The organism is Clavibacter vidaverae (genome assembly GCF_047529985.1).
GTDB classification, from domain to species: domain Bacteria; phylum Actinomycetota; class Actinomycetes; order Actinomycetales; family Microbacteriaceae; genus Clavibacter; species Clavibacter nebraskensis_A.
Genome location: NZ_JBLJAM010000001.1, coordinates 1,236,439 through 1,255,371, shown reverse-complemented (window position 1 = coordinate 1,255,371; position 18,933 = coordinate 1,236,439). Strand labels below are relative to the sequence as shown.

Here is an 18,933-nt window from a genome sequence, read left to right as displayed (position 1 = left end):
TGGCGAGCATGGCTCGGAGCATCTACATCACGTCCGCCGAAGGGCACTCGGGCAAGTCGACGGTCGCGCTGGGCGTGCTCGACACCCTGACCCACCAGATCCAGCGGGTGGGCGTGTTCCGTCCCATCGCGCGCTCCATCGTCGAGCGCGACTACGTCCTCGAGGCGCTGCTCTCGCACGACGGCGTCGACCTCGACTACGACGAGTGCGTGGGCGTGACCTACGACGACGTGCACGCGGATCCCGAGGCCGCCCTCTCCCGCATCGTCGAGCGCTACAAGGCCGTCGAGGCGAAGTGCGACGCGGTCGTCATCGTCGGCAGCGACTACACCGACGTCGGCAGCCCCACCGAGCTGTCCTTCAACGCGCGCATCGCCGCGAACCTCGGCGCGCCCGTGCTGCTCGTGCTCACCGGCCGCCGCACCGACGAGTCCGGCGGCCGCAGCCCCGACGAGATGCGCCAGATCGCCGACCTCGCCGTCCCCGAGCTCGTCACGGCGCACGCGGGCCTGCTCGGCGTCGTCGTGAACCGCGCGGATCCCGACCAGCTCGACGCCATCACGGCCGCGATCCCCGCCGCCGTGCCCGCGTCGCTCCAGGCGCAGGCCCCGCACGTGCCCGTGTGGGCGATCCCCGAGGACGCGTTCCTCGTCGCGCCGACCGTCGCCGAGCTGCTCGCGGCCGTCGACGGCGAGCTCGTGAAGGGCGACCCGGCGCTCCTCAGCCGCGAGGCGCTCGGCGTGGTCGTCTCCGCCATGTCGATGGAGAACGTGCTCGCGCGCCTCACCGAGGGCGCCATCGTCGTGATCCCCGGCGACCGCAGCGAGGTCCTCCTCGGCGTGCTCACGGCGCACGCCTCCGAGACCTTCCCCACGGTCGCGGGCATCGTCCTCAACGGCGGGTTCGCGCTGTCGCCCACCATCGAGACGCTCGTCTGCGGGCTCGACCAGACCCTGCCGATCATCTCCACCGAGCTCGGCACCTACGAGACGGCGAAGCGCATCACGCAGACGCGCGGCCGGCTCTCGCCCGCGTCCGCCCGCAAGATGGACACGGCGCTCGCCGCGTTCGAGCAGCACGTCGACACGTCGCGGCTCCTCGAGCTGCTGGACGTCAGCCGGTCCGACGTCGTCACGCCGCTCATGTTCGAGTACGGCCTCATCGAGCGCGCCCGGAAGGCCGGCAAGCGGATCGTGCTGCCCGAGGGCACCGACGACCGCGTGCTGCGGGCGGCCGGCACGATCCTCAGCCGCGGCATCGCCGACGTCACGATCCTCGGCGAGGAGATCGAGGTGCGCTCGCGCGCCATCGGCCTCGGCATCGACATCGGCCGCGCCACCGTGCTCAGCCCCTTCGACGCCGTGCTCCGCGAGCGCTTCGCCCAGGAGTACGTGAAGCTCCGCGCGCACAAGGGCATGGTGCTCGACATCGCGCGCGAGACCGTCACCGACGTCTCCTACTTCGGCACGATGATGGTGCAGCTCGGCCTCGCCGACGGCATGGTCTCGGGCGCCGCGCACACGACGGCGCACACCATCCGGCCGGGCTTCGAGATCATCAAGACCACCGAGGGCGTCTCCGTCGTCTCGTCCGTCTTCCTCATGGCGCTCGCCGACCGCGTGCTCGTCTACGGCGACTGCGCCGTGAACCCGGATCCCACGGCCGACCAGCTCGCCGACATCGCCATCTCGTCGGCCGCGACCGCGGCGCAGTTCGGCATCGAGCCGCGCATCGCGATGCTGTCGTACTCGACGGGGGAGTCGGGCGCGGGCGCCGACGTGGAGAAGGTGCGCCAGGCCACGGCGCGCGTGCGGGAGCTGCGGCCCGACCTCGCGGTCGAGGGCCCCATCCAGTACGACGCGGCGGCGGACGCGGCGGTCGCGGCCACGAAGATGCCCGACTCGCAGGTCGCCGGCCGCGCGACGGTCTTCATCTTCCCGGACCTCAACACGGGCAACAACACCTACAAGGCGGTGCAGCGCTCGGCCGGCGCGGTCGCCATCGGACCCGTGCTGCAGGGGCTGCGCAAGCCCATCAACGACCTGTCGCGCGGCGCGCTCGTGCAGGACATCGTCAACACCGTCGCCATCACCGCCATCCAGGCCGAGGGGATCCAGGCGGGCTGAGCGCCCGCGCGTCCCGTCAGCCGTCCGCTCCGTCCGACATCCCGTCCCGCCCGCACCCCCAGGAGAACCCCGTGCCCGTCGTCCTCGTCGTCAACTCCGGATCGTCGTCGTTCAAGTACCAGCTCATCGAGATGGGCACGGAGACCGTGCTCGCCTCCGGCCTCGTGGAGCGCATCGGCGAGCCGACCGCATCCACCCGGCACCGGGCCGGCGGCGACTCCTCGGAGCGCGAGCTGCCCATCGCCGACCACACCGCCGGCTTCCAGGCGATGCTCGACGCGTTCGCCGAGCACGGCCCGTCGCTGGACGAGGCCCCGCCCGTCGCGGTCGGGCACCGCGTCGTGCACGGCGGGGACGTGTTCGTCGAGCCCACGGTGGTCACGGACCGGGTGAAGGCCGACATCGACGACCTCTCCGCGCTCGCGCCGCTGCACAACCCGGGCGCGCTGCAGGGGATCGAGGCCGCGCAGACCGCGTTCCCCGACGTGCCGCACGTGGCCGTCTTCGACACGGCGTTCCACCAGACGCTGCCGGCCGAGGCGTACACGTACGCGATCGACCGCGAGCTGGCGGCCGCGCACCGCATCCGCCGCTACGGGTTCCACGGCACGAGCCACAAGTACGTGTCCGAGGCCGCCGCCCGGCTGCTCGGGAAGCCGCTCGAGGAGACGCGGATCATCGTGCTGCACCTCGGCAACGGCGCCTCCGCCGCGGCCGTGCAGGGCGGGCGCTCCATCGACACGTCAATGGGCCTCACCCCGCTCGAGGGCCTCGTGATGGGGACGCGCTCCGGCGACATCGACCCCGCGATCCTGTTCCACCTCGCCCGCCACACCGACCTCGGGCTCGACGACCTGGAGACGCTGCTCAACCGGAGGAGCGGCCTGCTCGGGCTCACGGGGCTCGGCGACATGCGCGACGTGCAGCGCGCCGCGGCCGACGGCGACGAGGCCGCGCAGACGGCGCTCGGCGTGTACCGGCACCGGATCCGCCACTACGTGGGCGCGTACGCGGCGCAGCTCGGGGGAGTGGACGCGGTCGTGTTCACCGCGGGCGTGGGCGAGAACAACCCGCTCGTGCGCCGCCGGTCGCTCGCCGGGCTCGAGTTCATGGGCATCGGGATCGACGACGACCGCAACGAGCTCATCAGCTCCGAGCCGCGCTTCGTGAGCCCCGACGGCTCGCCCGTCGCGGTGCTCGTGATCCCCACGGACGAGGAGCTGGAGATCGCCCGGCAGTCGCTCGAGGCCACCGCGGGCTGAGCCGCCCTCCCCTCCGCGCGCGCCCACCGGGGCCCGGGATCCGATCGGATCCCGGGCCCCGTCCGCGTCCCGTGACCCCGCGCGTCCCAGTAGCGCCACTGGGGCGACTACTGGTGCGACCACGTGGTCCGCCCGTGCGCAGACCAGTGCCCCGCAGTGTTGTCGGTCCCCGGGGCGGATGCGAGCCTCAGACGACCGTGGGTGTGGTGGGGGCCGCCCCGCGGGACGCACGGCCGCGCCCACGATCGCGGCCGGCCATGCAATCGAGGGGAACGCACATGGCTCTACACATGCCCAGGCGCAGAGGCAGCCTGGCGACCGCGACGGCCTTCGGGCTCGCCGCGGCGATCGTCGCGTTCGGGGGCACCGCGCCCGCGAACGCCGCACCGGGGGACACGGCGGAGGCCGAGGGCCGCTTCCTGACCCTGACGAACGTCCCGCAGGTGATCGCCCTCGACGGCGCGTACGCGTCCTACGGGCCCGGCGACACCGACGAGCAGGTGGAGGACGCGCCGCTGGACGTGGACGTCCTGAACGGGCTCGCGAACGCGCAGCTCGCCGCGGGCGTCACGCTCGGCTCGCTGCTCGACCTCGACCAGGCTGCGACCGCGGGCGTGCTGGAGCAGTACGCGTCCGCGGGACCCGAGGGTGCCACGGGCGCCGCCGGAGCCGTGGCGGAGGACGGAGCCATCGAGGTCGGACAGGGCGGCGGCCAGCAGACGGTCGTCGACCTCGGCTCGACCATCGCCTCCATCGGCGCGGACGACGTCCTCTCCGACCTCTCGCTGCGCTTCGGCGCCATCTCCTCCACCACTACGTCGACGGGCACCGGCGCGCCGACCTCGGACTACGACATCGCGTCGGCTGACGCAGTGCTCACGAGCCCGCTCGTCGCGGAGATCAGCTCGCGGCTCACCACGGCGGTGAACGGGATCGCCCCCGGCATCGCCGGCTCGGTGGACGTCTCGGCCGCGACGGGCCCGCTCCTCGAGGACATCCTCGGGGAGAACGTGCTGACCGCGGCGCTCCAGGTCGGGACCCCCACGGTCACCGCCACGGCGAACGTGAACACGGCCGCCGTGGTGCAGGCCGCGCTCGCCGAGCCCCTCACGAACGAGGACGGCACCGTCTCCATCGACGTGTCCACCGGCACCATCACCGTGGACCTCGACCGCATCCAGGTGCTCAACGACCGGGCTCCCGGCACGTCGGTCCTCACGTCGGAGCTCCTCTCGAGCGTCGTCGACTCGGCGATCACGGACATCTTCACGGACGTGCTGCCGAACCGCCTGGTGACCGCGCTCCGCGCCTCCACCACGGTGGACGTCGCGATCACGGCGCCGCTCACGACGGGCCTCCTGAACCTCAATGCCGGAACGCTCGGCGTCGACGTGAACCTGTCCCTCGACCGCCTCCTCGGCGGCACGACCGGCACGGCGCCCACCATCAGCCTCGCCCGCACCGCGCTGCTCCCGCCGCTCAACGCGACGGTGGACCTCACGGTGCTCGCACCGCTGTTCGACGACCTCGTCACCGGGCTCCTCGGCGAGAACGCCGACACGGACCTGCTGCCGGCCGTCGGCACCGCCCTCACCGGCGTCAGCACGGGCGTCATCACTGCGCTCGCCCCGGCCTTCCCGGTCGTCGACCAGGTGGTGAGCCTCACGGTCAACGAGCAGACGCCGGACTCCTTCGTCGACGGAGACGGAGTGGACGCCGGATCCTTCTCCGTGACCGCGCTGCGCATCACGCTCCTCGGGGACGGGCCGACCATCGACCTGGCACGCTCCACCGTGCGCGCCGTGCCTGCGCCCATCGCCGACGACGTGACGATCACGTCGCCGACGCCGGACCAGGTGTTCGAGCTGCCCGCCGAGGAGACGACCGCGGTCGTCCCCGTCACCGGCACCGCCGACCCCGACGCCGAGGTCACGCTGACCGTCGGCGGCGAGACGGTCGGACCGGTCGCGGTGGGCACCGACGGCGAGTACACCCTCACCCCGGCCGCCCTCCCGGCCGGCACCTACACGGCGACCGTCACCCAGACGATCGACGGACAGGCCGCGGGCTCCGCGACGGTGACCTTCACCATCGCCGCGGCCGCCACCGCGCTCACGATCACGACGCCGACCGAAGGCCAGGTCTTCCTGACCACCGCGGCGGATCCGACGGTCGACGTGCCCGTGGAGGGCACGGCGGACGTCCGCGCCTCGGTGACCGTCGAGATCCCCGGCCAGGAGCCGCAGTCCGAGCCGGTCGGCCCGGACGGCCTCTACGACGTGTCGTTCGCCGACCTCCCCGTCGGCACCTACACCGCGACCGCCACCCAGACGATCGACGGCGTGGTCCGCGGCACGGAGACGGTGACCTTCACGGTCGGCGCCCCCGCCGCCGCGGTGACCATCACCGCGCCGGAGGACGGCGACGAGATCCTCAGCGCCGGCACCGTGCCGACGGCCGACGTCCCCGTGACAGGCGCCGCCGACCCGCGGGCCGTCATCACCGTCACGATCCCCGGCCAGGACCCGCAGTCCGAGCCCGTGGGCGACGACGGGATCTACGACGTGCTGTTCCCCGACCTCCCGGTCGGCGACTACACCGCGACCGCGACCCAGACCATCGGCGGCGTCCCCTCCGGGACCGCGACGGTGGACTTCTCGGTCGTCGCCCCCGCGGTGGCCGTGGTCATCGACGCCCCGACCGACGGCCAGGACTTCACGGTCCCCGCCGGAGGCACCGAGGTCGACGTGACCGTCACCGGCAGCGCCGACCCGCGCGGCACCGTCGTCATCGCCGTGGACGGACAGGAGCCGATCACGCAGGTCGTCGGTCCCGACGGCCGCTTCGAGGCGACCTTCCCCGGTCTCACGGCCGCGGAGTACACCGTGACCGTCACGCAGACCGTCGGCGAGGCCGCGGCCGGCAGCGACACGGCGGACTTCACCGTCTCCATCGTCGGCGTCGACCAGGTCGTCATCGAGACGCCCGACGACGGCGACTTCATCCCGCTCCCCGAGGGCGACACGACGACCGTCGTGCCGGTCACGGGCACGGCCGACTCCGACGCCACCGTGACGCTCATGGTCGGCGGCACGACGACGGACCCCGTCGCCGTGGACGACGACGGCGACTTCACGCTCGCAACGCCCGCCCTGCCCTCGGGCACCTACACGGGCATCGTCACGCAGACGATCGACGGCGTGGACGTCGGCACCGACACCGTGACCTTCACGATCGGCGTGCCGGTGGTCATCGACTCGCCGTTCGACTTCCAGGTCTTCCCGCTCACCGGCGGGGCGAACACACGGGACGTGCCGATCTCCGGCACGGCCGACCCGCTGGGGACGGTCACGGTCACCATCGAGGGGATCGACCCGATCACCACGGAGGTGGATGACGCCGGGAACTACTCGGTGACCTTCCTCGGCCTCGAGCAGGGCTCCTACTCGGCGACCGCCACCCAGACCATCGGGGACGCCCCCGCTGGCGAGGACACGGTGGTCTTCGACGTCGGCGTCGACGGCGAGGAGGGCACCGACTCGGACGCCGTCGCCGCGGTGGACGTGGACGGCGACGGCGCTGATGTCGACGGCGGCGTGGACGCGGACGGCGGCACGGACGCCGACGCGGTCGACGCCGACGGTGCTGTCGATGCTGCTGGTGCGGACGCCGCCGACGCGGACGGGACGGATGCTGCCGGTACTGACGGAACGGATGCTGCTGGCTCGGACGTGACGGACGCCGCTGGCGCTGATGCGACGGATGCTGCTGGCTCGGACGTGACGGACGCCGATGGTGTCGACGCGACGGATGCCGCTGGTGTCGACGCGACGGATGCTGCCGACACGGACGCGACCGATGCCGCTGGTGTCGACGCGACGGATGCTGCCGACACGGACGCGACCGATGCCGCTGGCGCCGACGCGACGGATGCCGCTGGCACCGATGCGACGGACGCTGCTGGCGCTGACGCGGCTGACGCCGACGCAACTGATGCTGCTGGTGCTGACGCGACGGACGCTGCCGGTACGGACGCGACTGATGCCGCTGATACGGATGCGACGGATGCTGCTGGTGCTGACGCGACCGATGCTGCTGGTACCGACGCGACGGATGCTGCTGGCGCGGACGCGACGGATGCTGCTGGCGCGGACGCGACGGACGCTGCCGGTACCGACGCGACGGATGCTGCTGGTACCGACGCGACGGATGCTGCTGGCGCGGACGCGACGGATGCTGCAGGAACTGACGCGGCGGACGCTGATGGTGCGGACGCGACGGATGCTGCAGGAACTGACGCGGCGGATGCCGCCGGCACCGACGCGACCGACGCCGCCGACGCGACCGACGCCGCCGACGCGACCGACGGATCCACCGACGGCACGGACGCCCCCACCCGGGCGGTCGTGCGATTCACGGAGCTCGTCCGCGGCAGCGGCACGATGCAGATGGTCGACGCCGTCGGATTCATCCCCGGTGAGACGCTCAACGCGACGGTGTTCTCCACGCCGAAGCTGCTCGCGCCGATGGTCGCGGACGCCCAGGGCCGCGCGACGTTCATGTTCGAGGTCGGCCCCGACTTCGAGCTCGGGGACCACCGGGTCGACGTGATCGGCGTCCAGTCCGGCATGGCCGACGAGATGATCACGCGGTTCCGGGTGCTGGGATCCACCGTCCCCGCAGGCCAGCCCGGCACGCCGATCGGAGGCGGCGGCTACGGCGGCGGCTTCCTCCCGGTCACGGGCGGCGACGGCGACGGGATGCTCCTGCTCGGCGGCATCGCGCTCCTGATGATGCTGACCGGCGCCGGTGCCCTGCACCGCGGCCGCAGCCGACGGGCGTGATCCACCCGGGCTGAGAGCGGGGAGGGCGGGCGGTCCGGCGAGAGCCGGGCCGCCCGCCGGATCCGTTCCCCGGCCCGACCCGCACGACGCACGACGCACGACCCGCACGACCCAGTACCTGCACGACGCACGACCCGCACCACGAGGACCCACCCGACGCACGAGGGGGACGGCGCACGATGACCGACACGACCGAGGACAGGGCCGTCGACCTCGACGCCGCGACCTCCCCGCATCCCGCATCGCCGGGGCGCCCCGCCCCGCCCGCGCTCACCCGCGGCGCCCGCATCGGCAGCGCCGTCGCGGCCCTCGTGGTCGCCGTCTACGTGGCCACCTCGATCCTCATGGTCGTCCCGCAGGGCGATGCCACCCGCGCCCTGACCGCCGCCGCGCGCCCCTACTTCAGCCAGCAGTGGAACGTGTTCGCGCCGTCGATCCAGAAGACGAACCGCTACCTCGAGATGCAGGCGCAGTGGCGCGACGGGTCGGGCGCCCTCGTGAAGAGCGAGTGGGTGGACATCACCCGCGCCGAGTACGAGGCGGGGGAGGGCCGGATCCAGGGCTCGCGCACCGTGAAGCAGAGCGCGAACCTGCTCAAGACGTACACCGCCAGGTTCCAGGCGCTCACGCCGGAGCAGCGCACGATCGTGCAGGACACCTTCATCCGCCGGGCCGACACCGACTCGGGATTCGCGGCCAAGACGGCCGTCTCCCTGATCGACCAGCTCAGCGCCCTCGACGACGACAGCCGCGGCCGCGTGATCACGATGCTCCGGGCCGACTACGTGATGAAGGAGTACACGACCTACTGGGCGACCGCGTGGTTCGGGCGCGAGATCGAGCGCGTCCGCTGGCGCGTGGCGACCGAGCGGCCCAACGACTTCGCCCACCGGTCCGACGACCAGCAGCAGTTCGCCCCCTCGACGCGCACCTTCGGCTGGCGCGAGGCGGACGACGTGATCGACCCCCAGGCGCTCAGCGTCTACCGGGGGGTCGTGGAGAGGTACGCACGATGACCGCGAGGACGCACGAGCCCACGCCGACCCCGAGGGCGTCCGCCGCCGGATCGTGGTCGGGCCGCCGCTCGTCCGCCCCGGCCGTCCCCTCCGCGCGGGCGGCCCGCGTGCGCCGGCTGCTGCAGGACCGCGAGCTCCTCACCGCGCTGCGGAACCCGGCGACCTGGCCCCGCGGCGTCGCCACCTGGATGACGGAGCGCGAGCACGCCACCTTCAGCTTCGCCGCGCTGCGCATCACGCTCGGCGCCGTGATCCTCCTGGTGCTCGTCACGTGCTTCGCCGACCGCCACTACCTCTGGGGCGTCGGATCCCGGTTCATCGACCCCGAGGCGTCCCGCCGCGGCTGGCTCCCGGTCTTCACGGGCCTCTTCTCGAAGACCGACGCCACGCTCTTCGACCTCGCCTACCTCGCGCTCGTCGTGCTCGCCGCGCTGTTCACCCTCGGCTGGCGGACGCGCGTCGTCACGCCGTTCCTCCTCCTCCTCTGGGTCGGCCTGTCGACGAACAGCTCGCTGCTCACCAACGGCGGCGACACCGTCCTCCGCCTCACCCTCTTCTTCGCGCTCTTCGCCGACCTCTCGCGGCACCTGTCGCTGGACGCGGTCCGGCGCCGGCGCGGTCTCGAGGCGGGTGCGTCGCGGCGCGCCGCCGGGCGTCACGTCGAGGCGGTGCGCACGCTCGTGCAGCGGATCCCGCGGCTCGTGCCCGTGCTCCTCCACAACACCGCCCTCGTGCTCTGCGCGTACCAGATCATGCTCGTGTACGTGAACTCGGCCGTCCTCAAGCTGCAGGGGCCGGAGTGGCGGGACGGATCCGCGACCTACTACTCGCTCGTGATCGACGGCTACCGGCCCTGGCCGTGGCTGAGCGACCTGCTCGCCCAGGCGACCGTCGGCGTGGTGCTCGCGAGCTTCCTGGCCGTCGCGTTCCAGGGCCTGTTCCCGCTGCTGATCCTGTGGCGGCCGACCCGCGTCGTCGCGCTCGTCGTCATCACGGGCATGCACGTCATGATCGGGATCCTGCTCGGGCTCTGGCCCTTCTCCCTCGCGATGATCGCGCTCGACTTCCTCTTCATCCGCGACGCGACCTGGCGCGAGGGGCTCGCGCTCGCGCGTCGCGTCCGGACCGAGGCGCCGGGACGCCTCCGCGCGCTGCGCGACCGCCGCTCCTCCCCAGCCGAGCCGGCCGAGGTCCCCGCGGAGGGCTGACGACCGGCGGCGGGACGGTCGGGGGTCCCCGGTATCCTCAGGACCGTGGTCACCGCCCTGTATCGCCGTTACCGGCCAGAGAACTTCGCCGAGCTCATCGGCCAGACGCAGGTGACGGATCCGCTGCGCACCGCCCTCCGCACCAACCGCGTCAACCACGCGTACCTGTTCAGCGGGCCGCGCGGCTGCGGCAAGACCACGTCGGCGCGCATCCTGGCGCGCTGCCTCAACTGCGCGGAGGGTCCCACGGACACCCCGTGCGGCGTCTGCCCGAGCTGCGTCGAGCTCAGCCGCGACGGCAGCGGGTCGCTCGATGTGGTCGAGATCGACGCCGCGAGCCACAACGGCGTCGACGACGCGCGCGACATCCGCGAGCGCGCGGTGTTCGCGCCGGCACGGGACCGCTACAAGATCTTCATCCTCGACGAGGCGCACATGGTCACGCCGCAGGGCTTCAACGCCCTGCTGAAGATCGTGGAGGAGCCGCCGGAGCACGTGAAGTTCATCTTCGCCACCACCGAGCCCGACAAGGTCATCGGCACCATCCGCTCCCGCACGCACCACTACCCGTTCCGCCTCGTGCCGCCCGCGCAGATGCTCGACTACGTGGAGCACCTCGCGAAGGAGGAGCACGTGGGCGTCGCCCCCGGCGTCCTGCCGCTCGTGGTCCGGGCCGGCGGCGGCTCCGTGCGCGACACCCTGTCCCTGCTCGACCAGCTCATCGCCGGATCCGAGGACGAGAGCGTGGAGTACGAGCGCGCCGTCGCGCTCCTCGGCTACACGCACGCCGCCCTGCTCGACGAGGTCATCGACGCGGTCGCCCGCCACGACGCGGCCGCCGCGTTCGCCGGGGTCGACCGGGTCATCCAGACCGGGCAGGATCCGCGCCGCTTCGTCGAGGACCTCCTCGAGCGCCTCCGCGACCTCATCATCGTCGGCGCCACGTCCGTCGAGGGCGCGGCCGCCGTGCTGCGCGGCACCCCGGAGGACGAGCTCGAGCGCATGCGCGCCCAGGCCGTCGCGTTCGGCGCGGTCGAGCTGTCACGCGCAGCGGACGTGGTCAACGCCGCCCTCACCGAGATGACGGGCGCCACGTCGCCCCGCCTCCACCTCGAGCTCCTCGTGGCCCGCGTGCTCGTGCCCGCCAGCGACGACACGCATCGCGGCGCCCTCGCCCGGGTCGAGCGCCTCGAGCGCCGGGTCGGCGTGGCCGACGGGGGAGCGGATCCGGCGCCCGCCGTCGCGCCCGCGGCTCCCGTCCGCTCCGCCGCGGCCCCTGCTCCGGCCGCCGCGCCGGCGCCCGCCGCTGCGCCTGCTGCTGCTGCTGCCGCGCCGACGCCCGAGCCCGCCCCGGCCGCGGCTCCCGTCGAGGCGCCGGCCGCGGCGCGACCTCCGGCCGCCGAGGCGCCGGCCACGCGCCCGACCGCGCCGGACGCACCCGCGAAGGCCGCACCGGCGGCCCCCGCCGCTCCCGTCGGCCCCGTCACGTTCGAGCAGCTGCGCGACTCCTGGCCGTCGGTCGTCGAGGCCGTCGAGAAGGCCAAGCGGAGCGCGTGGCTCGTGGCCGTCACGGCCACGCCCCGCGCGCTCGCCGGCGACGTGCTCACCCTCTCCTTCGTCAGCGCGAACGACGCGGAGCGGTTCAAGGAGCGGGGTGCCCCCGGGCAGGGCGTCAGCGACATCCTGCGCACCGCCATCCTCGACGTGCTCGGCCTCCGCGTGAAGTTCATCGCGCGCGTCGAGCCGCACGGCGGCAGCGCCGCCCCCACGGGTCCCGCGGCTCCGACCGGGGGCGGATCCGCGTCGCCCGCGCCCGACGCCGCCCGGCCGTCGTCCTCGGGCACGGCCACGACCGGCACGGGAACCACGGGCACGGGCACCACGGGCGGCGGCACCGCGCCCGCATCGCCCGTCGCGTCCTCCGCTCCCGCCGGTCCGACGGCACCGAGCGCGACCGCGTCGGCCCCCGCTGCCGCGGCGAAGTCGACGCCGCCCGCGAAGACGACCCCGGCCGGAGGCGGGTGGGCCACCGTGGCCATCCCCACATCCGACCCCGGCGCGTCCGAGGCCCCTGCCGTCCGGGCTCCCGCCTCCCGTCCCGAGCGCTCCGCGCCGATGGCTGCGGCGGCTCCCGCGTCCGCACCGACGGCCCCGCCGGCCGCCCCGCGCGCGGCGACCCCGACCGCGCCCGCCCGTGCATCCGCCGCGATCCCGGACGCGCACGTCCCCGACTTCGAGGAGCCCGAGCCCGACGAGTTCGGCCCCGCCGAGCCCGGCTGGGCCACGGGGGCCGCGTCCCCCGACTCGGCCCCGCCGGTCTCCCGCCCGGCCGCCGCGCCGCAGCGTCCGGCAGCCGCGTCCGGGACCGCGCGGGTCGACGCCGCCCCGGCCGCCCCGGCCGCGAAGACCCCGCCAGCCGCGGCCCCGCAGCGCTACGGCGAGTCCGTCGTCCGCGAGATCCTGCAGGCGAGCTTCATCGAGGAGAAGCCCGTCGAGCGCAAGGCCCGCCCCACCATCCGCCCCACAGGTCAGGACTAGCGCCGCATGTACGAGGGAATCGTCCAGGAGCTGATCGACGAGCTCGGCCGCCTGCCGGGCATCGGGCCGAAGTCCGCCCAGCGCATCGCGTTCCACATCCTCCAGACGGAGACGTTCGACGTCTCGCGCCTCGCCGAGGTGCTCACCGTCGTCCGCGACAAGGTCCGCTTCTGCGCCATCTGCGGCAACGTCAGCGAGGAGGAGACCTGCGGCATCTGCCGGGATCCCCGTCGCAGTCCCGCCACCATCTGCGTGGTCGAGGAGGCGAAGGACGTCGTCGCCATCGAGCGCACGCGCGAGTTCCGCGGGCTCTACCATGTGCTCGGCGGGGCCATCAGCCCCATCGACGGCATCGGACCGGACGACCTCCGCATCCGCCAGCTCATGCAGCGCCTCGCCGACGCCACGGTCACCGAGGTCATCATCGCCACGGATCCGAACCTCGAGGGCGAGGCGACCGCCACCTACCTCTCGCGGCTGCTCTCCACCTTCGACATCCGCGTCACGCGCCTCGCGTCCGGCCTCCCGGTCGGCGGCGACCTCGAGTACGCCGACGAGGTCACCCTCGGCCGCGCGTTCGAGGGCCGGCGCCTCGTGGGGGAGTGACCGGCCGACTGCACCCGGCGTCATGCACCGGATCCCCGAGCACCCCCGCCCTATGATCGTGAACCGGGCCGCCCGCGCCCACCCGAACCCCAGGAGTCGCCCGTGAGCCTCATCGTGCAGAAGTTCGGCGGATCGTCGGTGGCCGATGCCGAGAGCATCAAGCGCGTCGCGAAGCGCATAGTGGCCACGCGCAAGGCCGGCAACGACGTGGTCGTCGCCGTCTCCGCCATGGGCGACTCGACCGACGAGCTGCTCGACCTGGCGCACGAGGTCACCCCCATCCCCGCGCCGCGCGAGCTCGACATGCTCCTCACCGCGGGCGAGCGCATCTCCATGGCGCTGCTCGCCATGGCCATCAAGAGCATGGGCTACGACGCCCGCTCCTTCACGGGCAGCCAGGCCGGCATGATCACCGACGCCCAGCACGGCGCCGCCCGCATCGTCGACGTCACGCCGGGCCGCGTCCGCGACGCGCTCGGCGAGGGCGCCATCGCCATCGTCGCCGGCTTCCAGGGCTTCAACCGCGGCACGGGCGACATCACCACCCTCGGCCGCGGCGGATCCGACACCACGGCGGTCGCGCTCGCGGCGGCCCTCGGCGCCGATGTCTGCGAGATCTACACCGACGTCGACGGCATCTTCACGGCCGACCCGCGCGTGGTGCCGCTCGCGCGCAAGATCGACCGCATCACGAGCGAGGAGATGCTCGAGCTCGCGGCGTCCGGCGCGAAGGTCCTCTACATCCGCGCCGTCGAGTACGCCCGCCGGCACGGCGTCCTGCTGCACGTCCGCTCCTCGTTCACGCACAACGAGGGCACCATCGTCTACAACCCCACGGATGGAGAGAATGTGGAAGAGCCCGTCATCGTCGGCGTCGCCGCCGACCTCAGCGAGGCCAAGGTCACGGTGGTCGGCGTCCCCGACGTGCCGGGCAAGGCCGCGCAGATCTTCACCATCGTCGCCAAGACCGGCGCCAACATCGACATGATCGTGCAGAACGTGTCGGCCGCCGCCACGAGCCTCACGGACATCTCGTTCACGCTCCCGAAGTCGGACGCCCAGCGCGTGCTCACGGTGCTCGCCGCCGAGAAGGACGCCGTCGGGTTCACCGGCCTCCAGCACGACGACCAGATCGGCAAGCTCGCGCTCGTCGGCGCCGGCATGCGCACCAACGCGGGCGTCTCGGCGCAGCTGTTCACCGCGCTGTCCGACGCCGGCATCAACATCGAGATGATCTCCACCAGTGAGATCCGCATCTCGGTCGTCACCCGGGCCGACACCATCGACGAGGCCGTCCGCGTCGTCCACCACGCCTTCGGGCTCGACGCGGACGACGTCGCCGTCGTCCACGCCGGCACCGGCCGCTGACCCGCACGCCCGCACCGCAGGAGGAGACACCCGTGACCGACACCGCACCCGCCGGATCCGCCACCCCCGCCCCGGAGACCGCCGGCCTCCGCGTCGGCGTCGTCGGCGCCACCGGCCAGGTCGGCGCCGTCATGCGCCGCCTGCTCGAGGAGCGCGCGTTCCCGATCGCCGAGATCCGCTTCTTCGCCTCGGCCCGCTCGGCCGGCACCACGCTCCCGTTCGCGGGCCGCGAGATCACGGTCGAGGACGCGGCCACGGCGGATCCCACGGGACTCGACATCGCGCTGTTCTCCGCGGGCGCCACCACGTCGCGGGCGCAGGCGCCGCGATTCGCCGAGGCGGGCGTGCTCGTCATCGACAACTCGAGCGCCTGGCGCATGGACCCCGAGGTCCCGCTCGTCGTCTCCGAGGTGAACCCCGAGGCCATCGCCGACGCCCGACGCGGCATCATCGCGAACCCGAACTGCACCACGATGGCGGCCATGCCCGTGCTCAAGGTGCTGCACGAGGAGGCCGGGCTCACCCGCCTCGTCGTGAGCACCTACCAGGCCGTCTCCGGATCCGGCCTCGTCGGCGCCGAGGAGCTCGCGCGCCAGGCCGAGGCCGCCGTCGCCGCCGGGCCCGACGCCCTCCGCCGGCTCGTGCACGACGGTCGCGCCGTCGAGCTGCCCGCGCCCGCGGTCTACCAGCGGCCCATCGCGTTCGACGTGATCCCGCTCGCCGGCAGCATCGTCGACGACGGCCTGTTCGAGACCGACGAGGAGAAGAAGCTCCGCAACGAGAGCCGCAAGATCCTCGGGCTGCCCGACCTCCTCGTCAGCGGCACGTGCGTGCGCGTGCCCGTCTTCACGGGCCACTCCCTCTCGGTCAACGCCGAGTTCGCGCGGCCGCTGAGCGTCGCGCGCGCCACCGAGCTGCTCTCCACGGCCGCGGGCGTCGAGCTCTCCGACATCCCCACGCCGCTCCAGGCCGCCGGCACCGACCCCAGCTACGTCGGCCGGATCCGCGCCGACGAGGGCGCCCCGGAGGGCCGCGGGCTCGCGCTGTTCATCAGCAACGACAACCTCCGCAAGGGCGCGGCGCTCAATGCCGTGCAGATCGCCGAGGTCGTCGCGGCCGCACGCTGACCCTCCCCAGCCGCGCGCGTGAGGGTGCCCGTACCACTCCTCGGCGCCCCCGGAGGGGCCGTCAGTGTCGGGCGTACACTGATCCGGTGAGTGAATCAGCGGAGTCCGTAGACGTCGTCCTCGTCGGCGGGGGGATCATGAGCGCGACGCTCGGAGCCCTCATCAAGCAGCTCGAGCCGGACTGGACCATGCAGATCTTCGAGCGCCTGGGCGAAGTCGCGATGGAGTCGAGCAACCCGTGGAACAACGCGGGCACGGGCCACGCGGCCCTCTGCGAGCTCAACTACACGCCGGAGAAGGACGGGAAGATCGAGATCGGGTCCGCGACCCGCATCAACGAGCAGTTCCAGCTCTCCCGCCAGTTCTGGGCGCACCTCGTCACCGCGGGCGCGGTGCCGGAGCCCAAGGAGTTCATCAACCCCACCCCGCACATGACGTTCGTGCGCGGCGAGGAGAACGCGAAGTACCTGCGCCGCCGCTTCGACGCCATGCGCGCCCACCCGCTCTTCGAGGCCATGGAGTACACGGAGGACCCCGCGGTCATCCACTCCTGGGCCCCGCTCCTCGTGCTGCAGCGCGACAAGTCCGAGGTCATCGCCGCCACGCGCTTCGAGGGCGGCACCGACGTCGACTTCGGCGCCCTCACCAACAAGCTCGTCGACTACCTCACCGAGCACGGCGCTGCCCTGCACCTCAACCACGAGGTCCGCGGCCTGTCCAAGAACGCCGACGGCAGCTGGCACCTCCGCATCCGCAACGACGTGGGTCGCTCGACCGTCGAGGTGGACGCGAAGTTCGTCTTCATCGGTGCCGGCGGCGGCGCGCTCCACCTCCTGCAGAAGTCCGGCATCCCCGAGATCAAGGGCTTCGGCGGGTTCCCCATCAGCGGCGAGTGGTTCCGCACCGACGACCCCGAGATCGTCGCGAAGCACCGGGCGAAGGTCTACGGCAAGGCCGCCATCGGATCCCCGCCCATGTCGGTGCCGCACCTCGACACCCGCGTGGTCGGGGGCGAGACCTCGCTCCTCTTCGGGCCCTACGCCGGCTTCAGCCCGCGCTTCCTCAAGAAGGGCTCGCTGCTCGACCTCTTCACGTCCATCCGGCCGCACAACATCGTCCCGATGCTCGCCGTGGCGAAGGACAACCTGAGCCTCATCAAGTACCTCGTCAGCCAGCTCATCGCCTCGAAGGAGACGAAGTTCGACGCGCTCCGCGAGTTCATGCCCACGGCCGACCGGAAGGACTGGTACCAGGTCACGGCCGGCCAGCGCGTCCAGGTCATGAAGAAGGACGCGGAGAAGGGCGGCGTGCTGCAGTTCGGCACCGAGGTCGTCGCCGCGGCCGACGGCAGCATCGCGGGCCTCCTCGGCGCATCGCCCGGCGCGTCCACGGCCGTCCCGATCATGCTCGACGTCCTCGAGCGCTGCTTCCCCGACCGCATCGCGGGCTGGAAGAAGCCCCTCACGCGCATGATCCCGAACTACGGCACGCCCGTAGCGTCGGACCCCAAGAAGACGCCGAAGATCATCGCGGAGACCGCCGAGGTCCTGGAGCTCCAGCACTGACGGTCCGAGCGGCCGCATCACCCGCGGTCGCCCGCTCGCCATCCGTTCGAATGTGTGTTCGAATGGGCGCATGAGATGGAGCGCGCAGAGGCTGTCCGACGCGAGCGCCGACGCGCTGCCCGGGCTCGCCCGTCTGAGCAACCTCGTGCAGAGCGTGCGCACGCCGGAGTTCCAGGGCGTGACGTTCCACGAGGTGCTCGCGAAGTCGGCGCTCAACCGGGTGCCGGGGGAGTCCAAGGTCATGCCGTACGGCTGGACCATCAACCCGTACCGCGGGTGCACGCACGCGTGCGTCTACTGCTTCGCGCGGCCGACGCACGAGTACCTCGACCTCGACGGCGGCCGCGACTTCGACGACCAGATCGTCGTGAAGGTCAACGTCGCCGAGGTGCTCGCGCGCGAGCTGGCGAAGCCCACGTGGACCCGCGACGCCGTCGCCCTCGGCACCAACACCGACCCGTACCAGCGGGCCGAGGGGCGCTACGCCCTCATGCCCGGCATCATCGCGGCGCTCGCGTCGTCGGGGACGCCGCTGTCCATCCTCACGAAGGGCACGCTCCTGCGGCGTGACCTGCCGCTGCTGCAGGAGGCGTCGCAGAGCGTGCCGGTCGACCTCGCGATGAGCATCGCCGTCCTCGACGACGACCTCCAGCAGTCGGTGGAACCGGGCACGCCCACCACCGCGGCGCGCCTGGCGACCGTCACCGCGATCCGCGAGGCGGGCCTCGACTGCACCGTGTTCATGATGCCGATCCTCCCGATGCTCACCGACTCGGTGGAGCACCTCGACCACGCCCTCGCGCGCATCCGCGAGGCGGGCGGCACCCGCGTCCTCTACTCCGCGCTCTACCTCAAGCCGGGCGTGAAGGAGTGGTACCTCGAGTGGCTCGAGCGCGAGCGTCCGGAGCTCGTCGGCCGCTACCTCGACCTCTACGCGCGCGGCGCCTACGCCCCGCAGGCGTACCGGTCGTGGCTGAAGGCGCGCATGGATCCGCTGGTCCGGCGGCACGGGCTCGGCGGCGGCCGGGTGGATCCGCGCACCGGCGGCGTCCTGTCCCGGGCCGACCTGCCCGGGGTCGAGGGCCGCGCCCCGGCGAGCCGGGCCCGTCCCGGCTGGAGCCAGGAGGGCGCCGACAGCCGCGCGGTCACGAGCCGCGGCCGCGGCAGCTGGACGCAGGCGGCCGCGCCGGGCCCGCTGGTCGCCGCGGCGCTGCCCGCAGCCCAGGCGACGCAGGCGACGCTGTTCTGACCTCCCGCCTCCGGCGCCCCGCTG

The 18,933-nt window shown here is 73.1% G+C and carries 11 protein-coding genes; all 11 read left to right on the top strand.

The features are described 5' to 3' along the window. The first annotated feature begins 8 nt into the window (after positions 1-8). The 11 genes from pta (at position 9) to ACMT9T_RS05715 (ending at position 18,909) form a co-directional block, all read left to right on the top strand. Positions 9-2,126, top strand: coding sequence for a phosphate acetyltransferase (gene pta / locus ACMT9T_RS05765; protein ID WP_414744646.1), 2,118 nt, complete (start codon positions 9-11; stop codon positions 2,124-2,126). Positions 2,127-2,197: 71 nt separating this feature from the next. Next, a complete protein-coding gene (locus tag ACMT9T_RS05760) occupies positions 2,198-3,388 on the top strand; it encodes an acetate/propionate family kinase (RefSeq protein WP_414744645.1) in 1,191 nt (396 codons plus the stop codon). Between the two features lie 290 nt (positions 3,389-3,678). Next, on the top strand, positions 3,679-8,232 hold the full coding sequence (locus ACMT9T_RS05755; protein WP_414744644.1) for a choice-of-anchor G family protein: 4,554 nt from the start codon (positions 3,679-3,681) through the stop codon (positions 8,230-8,232). A 179-nt stretch (positions 8,233-8,411) separates the two neighbouring features. Then, positions 8,412-9,248 (top strand): DUF5819 family protein, encoded by an 837-nt coding sequence (locus ACMT9T_RS05750; protein WP_414744643.1) that lies wholly within the window; start codon positions 8,412-8,414, stop codon positions 9,246-9,248. After that, positions 9,245-10,456, top strand: coding sequence for an HTTM domain-containing protein (locus ACMT9T_RS05745; RefSeq protein WP_414744642.1), 1,212 nt, complete (start codon positions 9,245-9,247; stop codon positions 10,454-10,456). The genes ACMT9T_RS05750 and ACMT9T_RS05745 overlap by 4 nt, the downstream gene beginning before the upstream one ends. Before the next feature lie 45 nt (positions 10,457-10,501). After that, a complete protein-coding gene (locus ACMT9T_RS05740; RefSeq protein WP_414744641.1) occupies positions 10,502-12,994 on the top strand; it encodes a DNA polymerase III subunit gamma and tau in 2,493 nt (830 codons plus the stop codon). Between the two features lie 6 nt (positions 12,995-13,000). Beyond that, positions 13,001-13,600, top strand: a complete 600-nt coding sequence (gene recR / locus ACMT9T_RS05735; RefSeq protein ID WP_012297640.1) for a recombination mediator RecR — start codon at positions 13,001-13,003, stop codon at positions 13,598-13,600. Between the two features lie 102 nt (positions 13,601-13,702). Continuing rightward, positions 13,703-14,968: an aspartate kinase gene (locus ACMT9T_RS05730; protein ID WP_116052761.1), complete on the top strand. Its 1,266-nt coding sequence runs from the start codon at positions 13,703-13,705 to the stop codon at positions 14,966-14,968. Positions 14,969-15,000: 32 nt separating this feature from the next. Then, positions 15,001-16,095, top strand: coding sequence for an aspartate-semialdehyde dehydrogenase (locus ACMT9T_RS05725; RefSeq protein ID WP_414744640.1), 1,095 nt, complete (start codon positions 15,001-15,003; stop codon positions 16,093-16,095). Positions 16,096-16,181: 86 nt separating this feature from the next. After that, positions 16,182-17,660, top strand: a complete 1,479-nt coding sequence (locus ACMT9T_RS05720) for a malate:quinone oxidoreductase (RefSeq protein WP_414744639.1) — start codon at positions 16,182-16,184, stop codon at positions 17,658-17,660. 70 nt (positions 17,661-17,730) lie between these two features. After that, positions 17,731-18,909 (top strand): Rv2578c family radical SAM protein, encoded by a 1,179-nt coding sequence (locus tag ACMT9T_RS05715; protein ID WP_414744638.1) that lies wholly within the window; start codon positions 17,731-17,733, stop codon positions 18,907-18,909. The last annotated feature ends 24 nt before the right edge of the window (positions 18,910-18,933 follow it).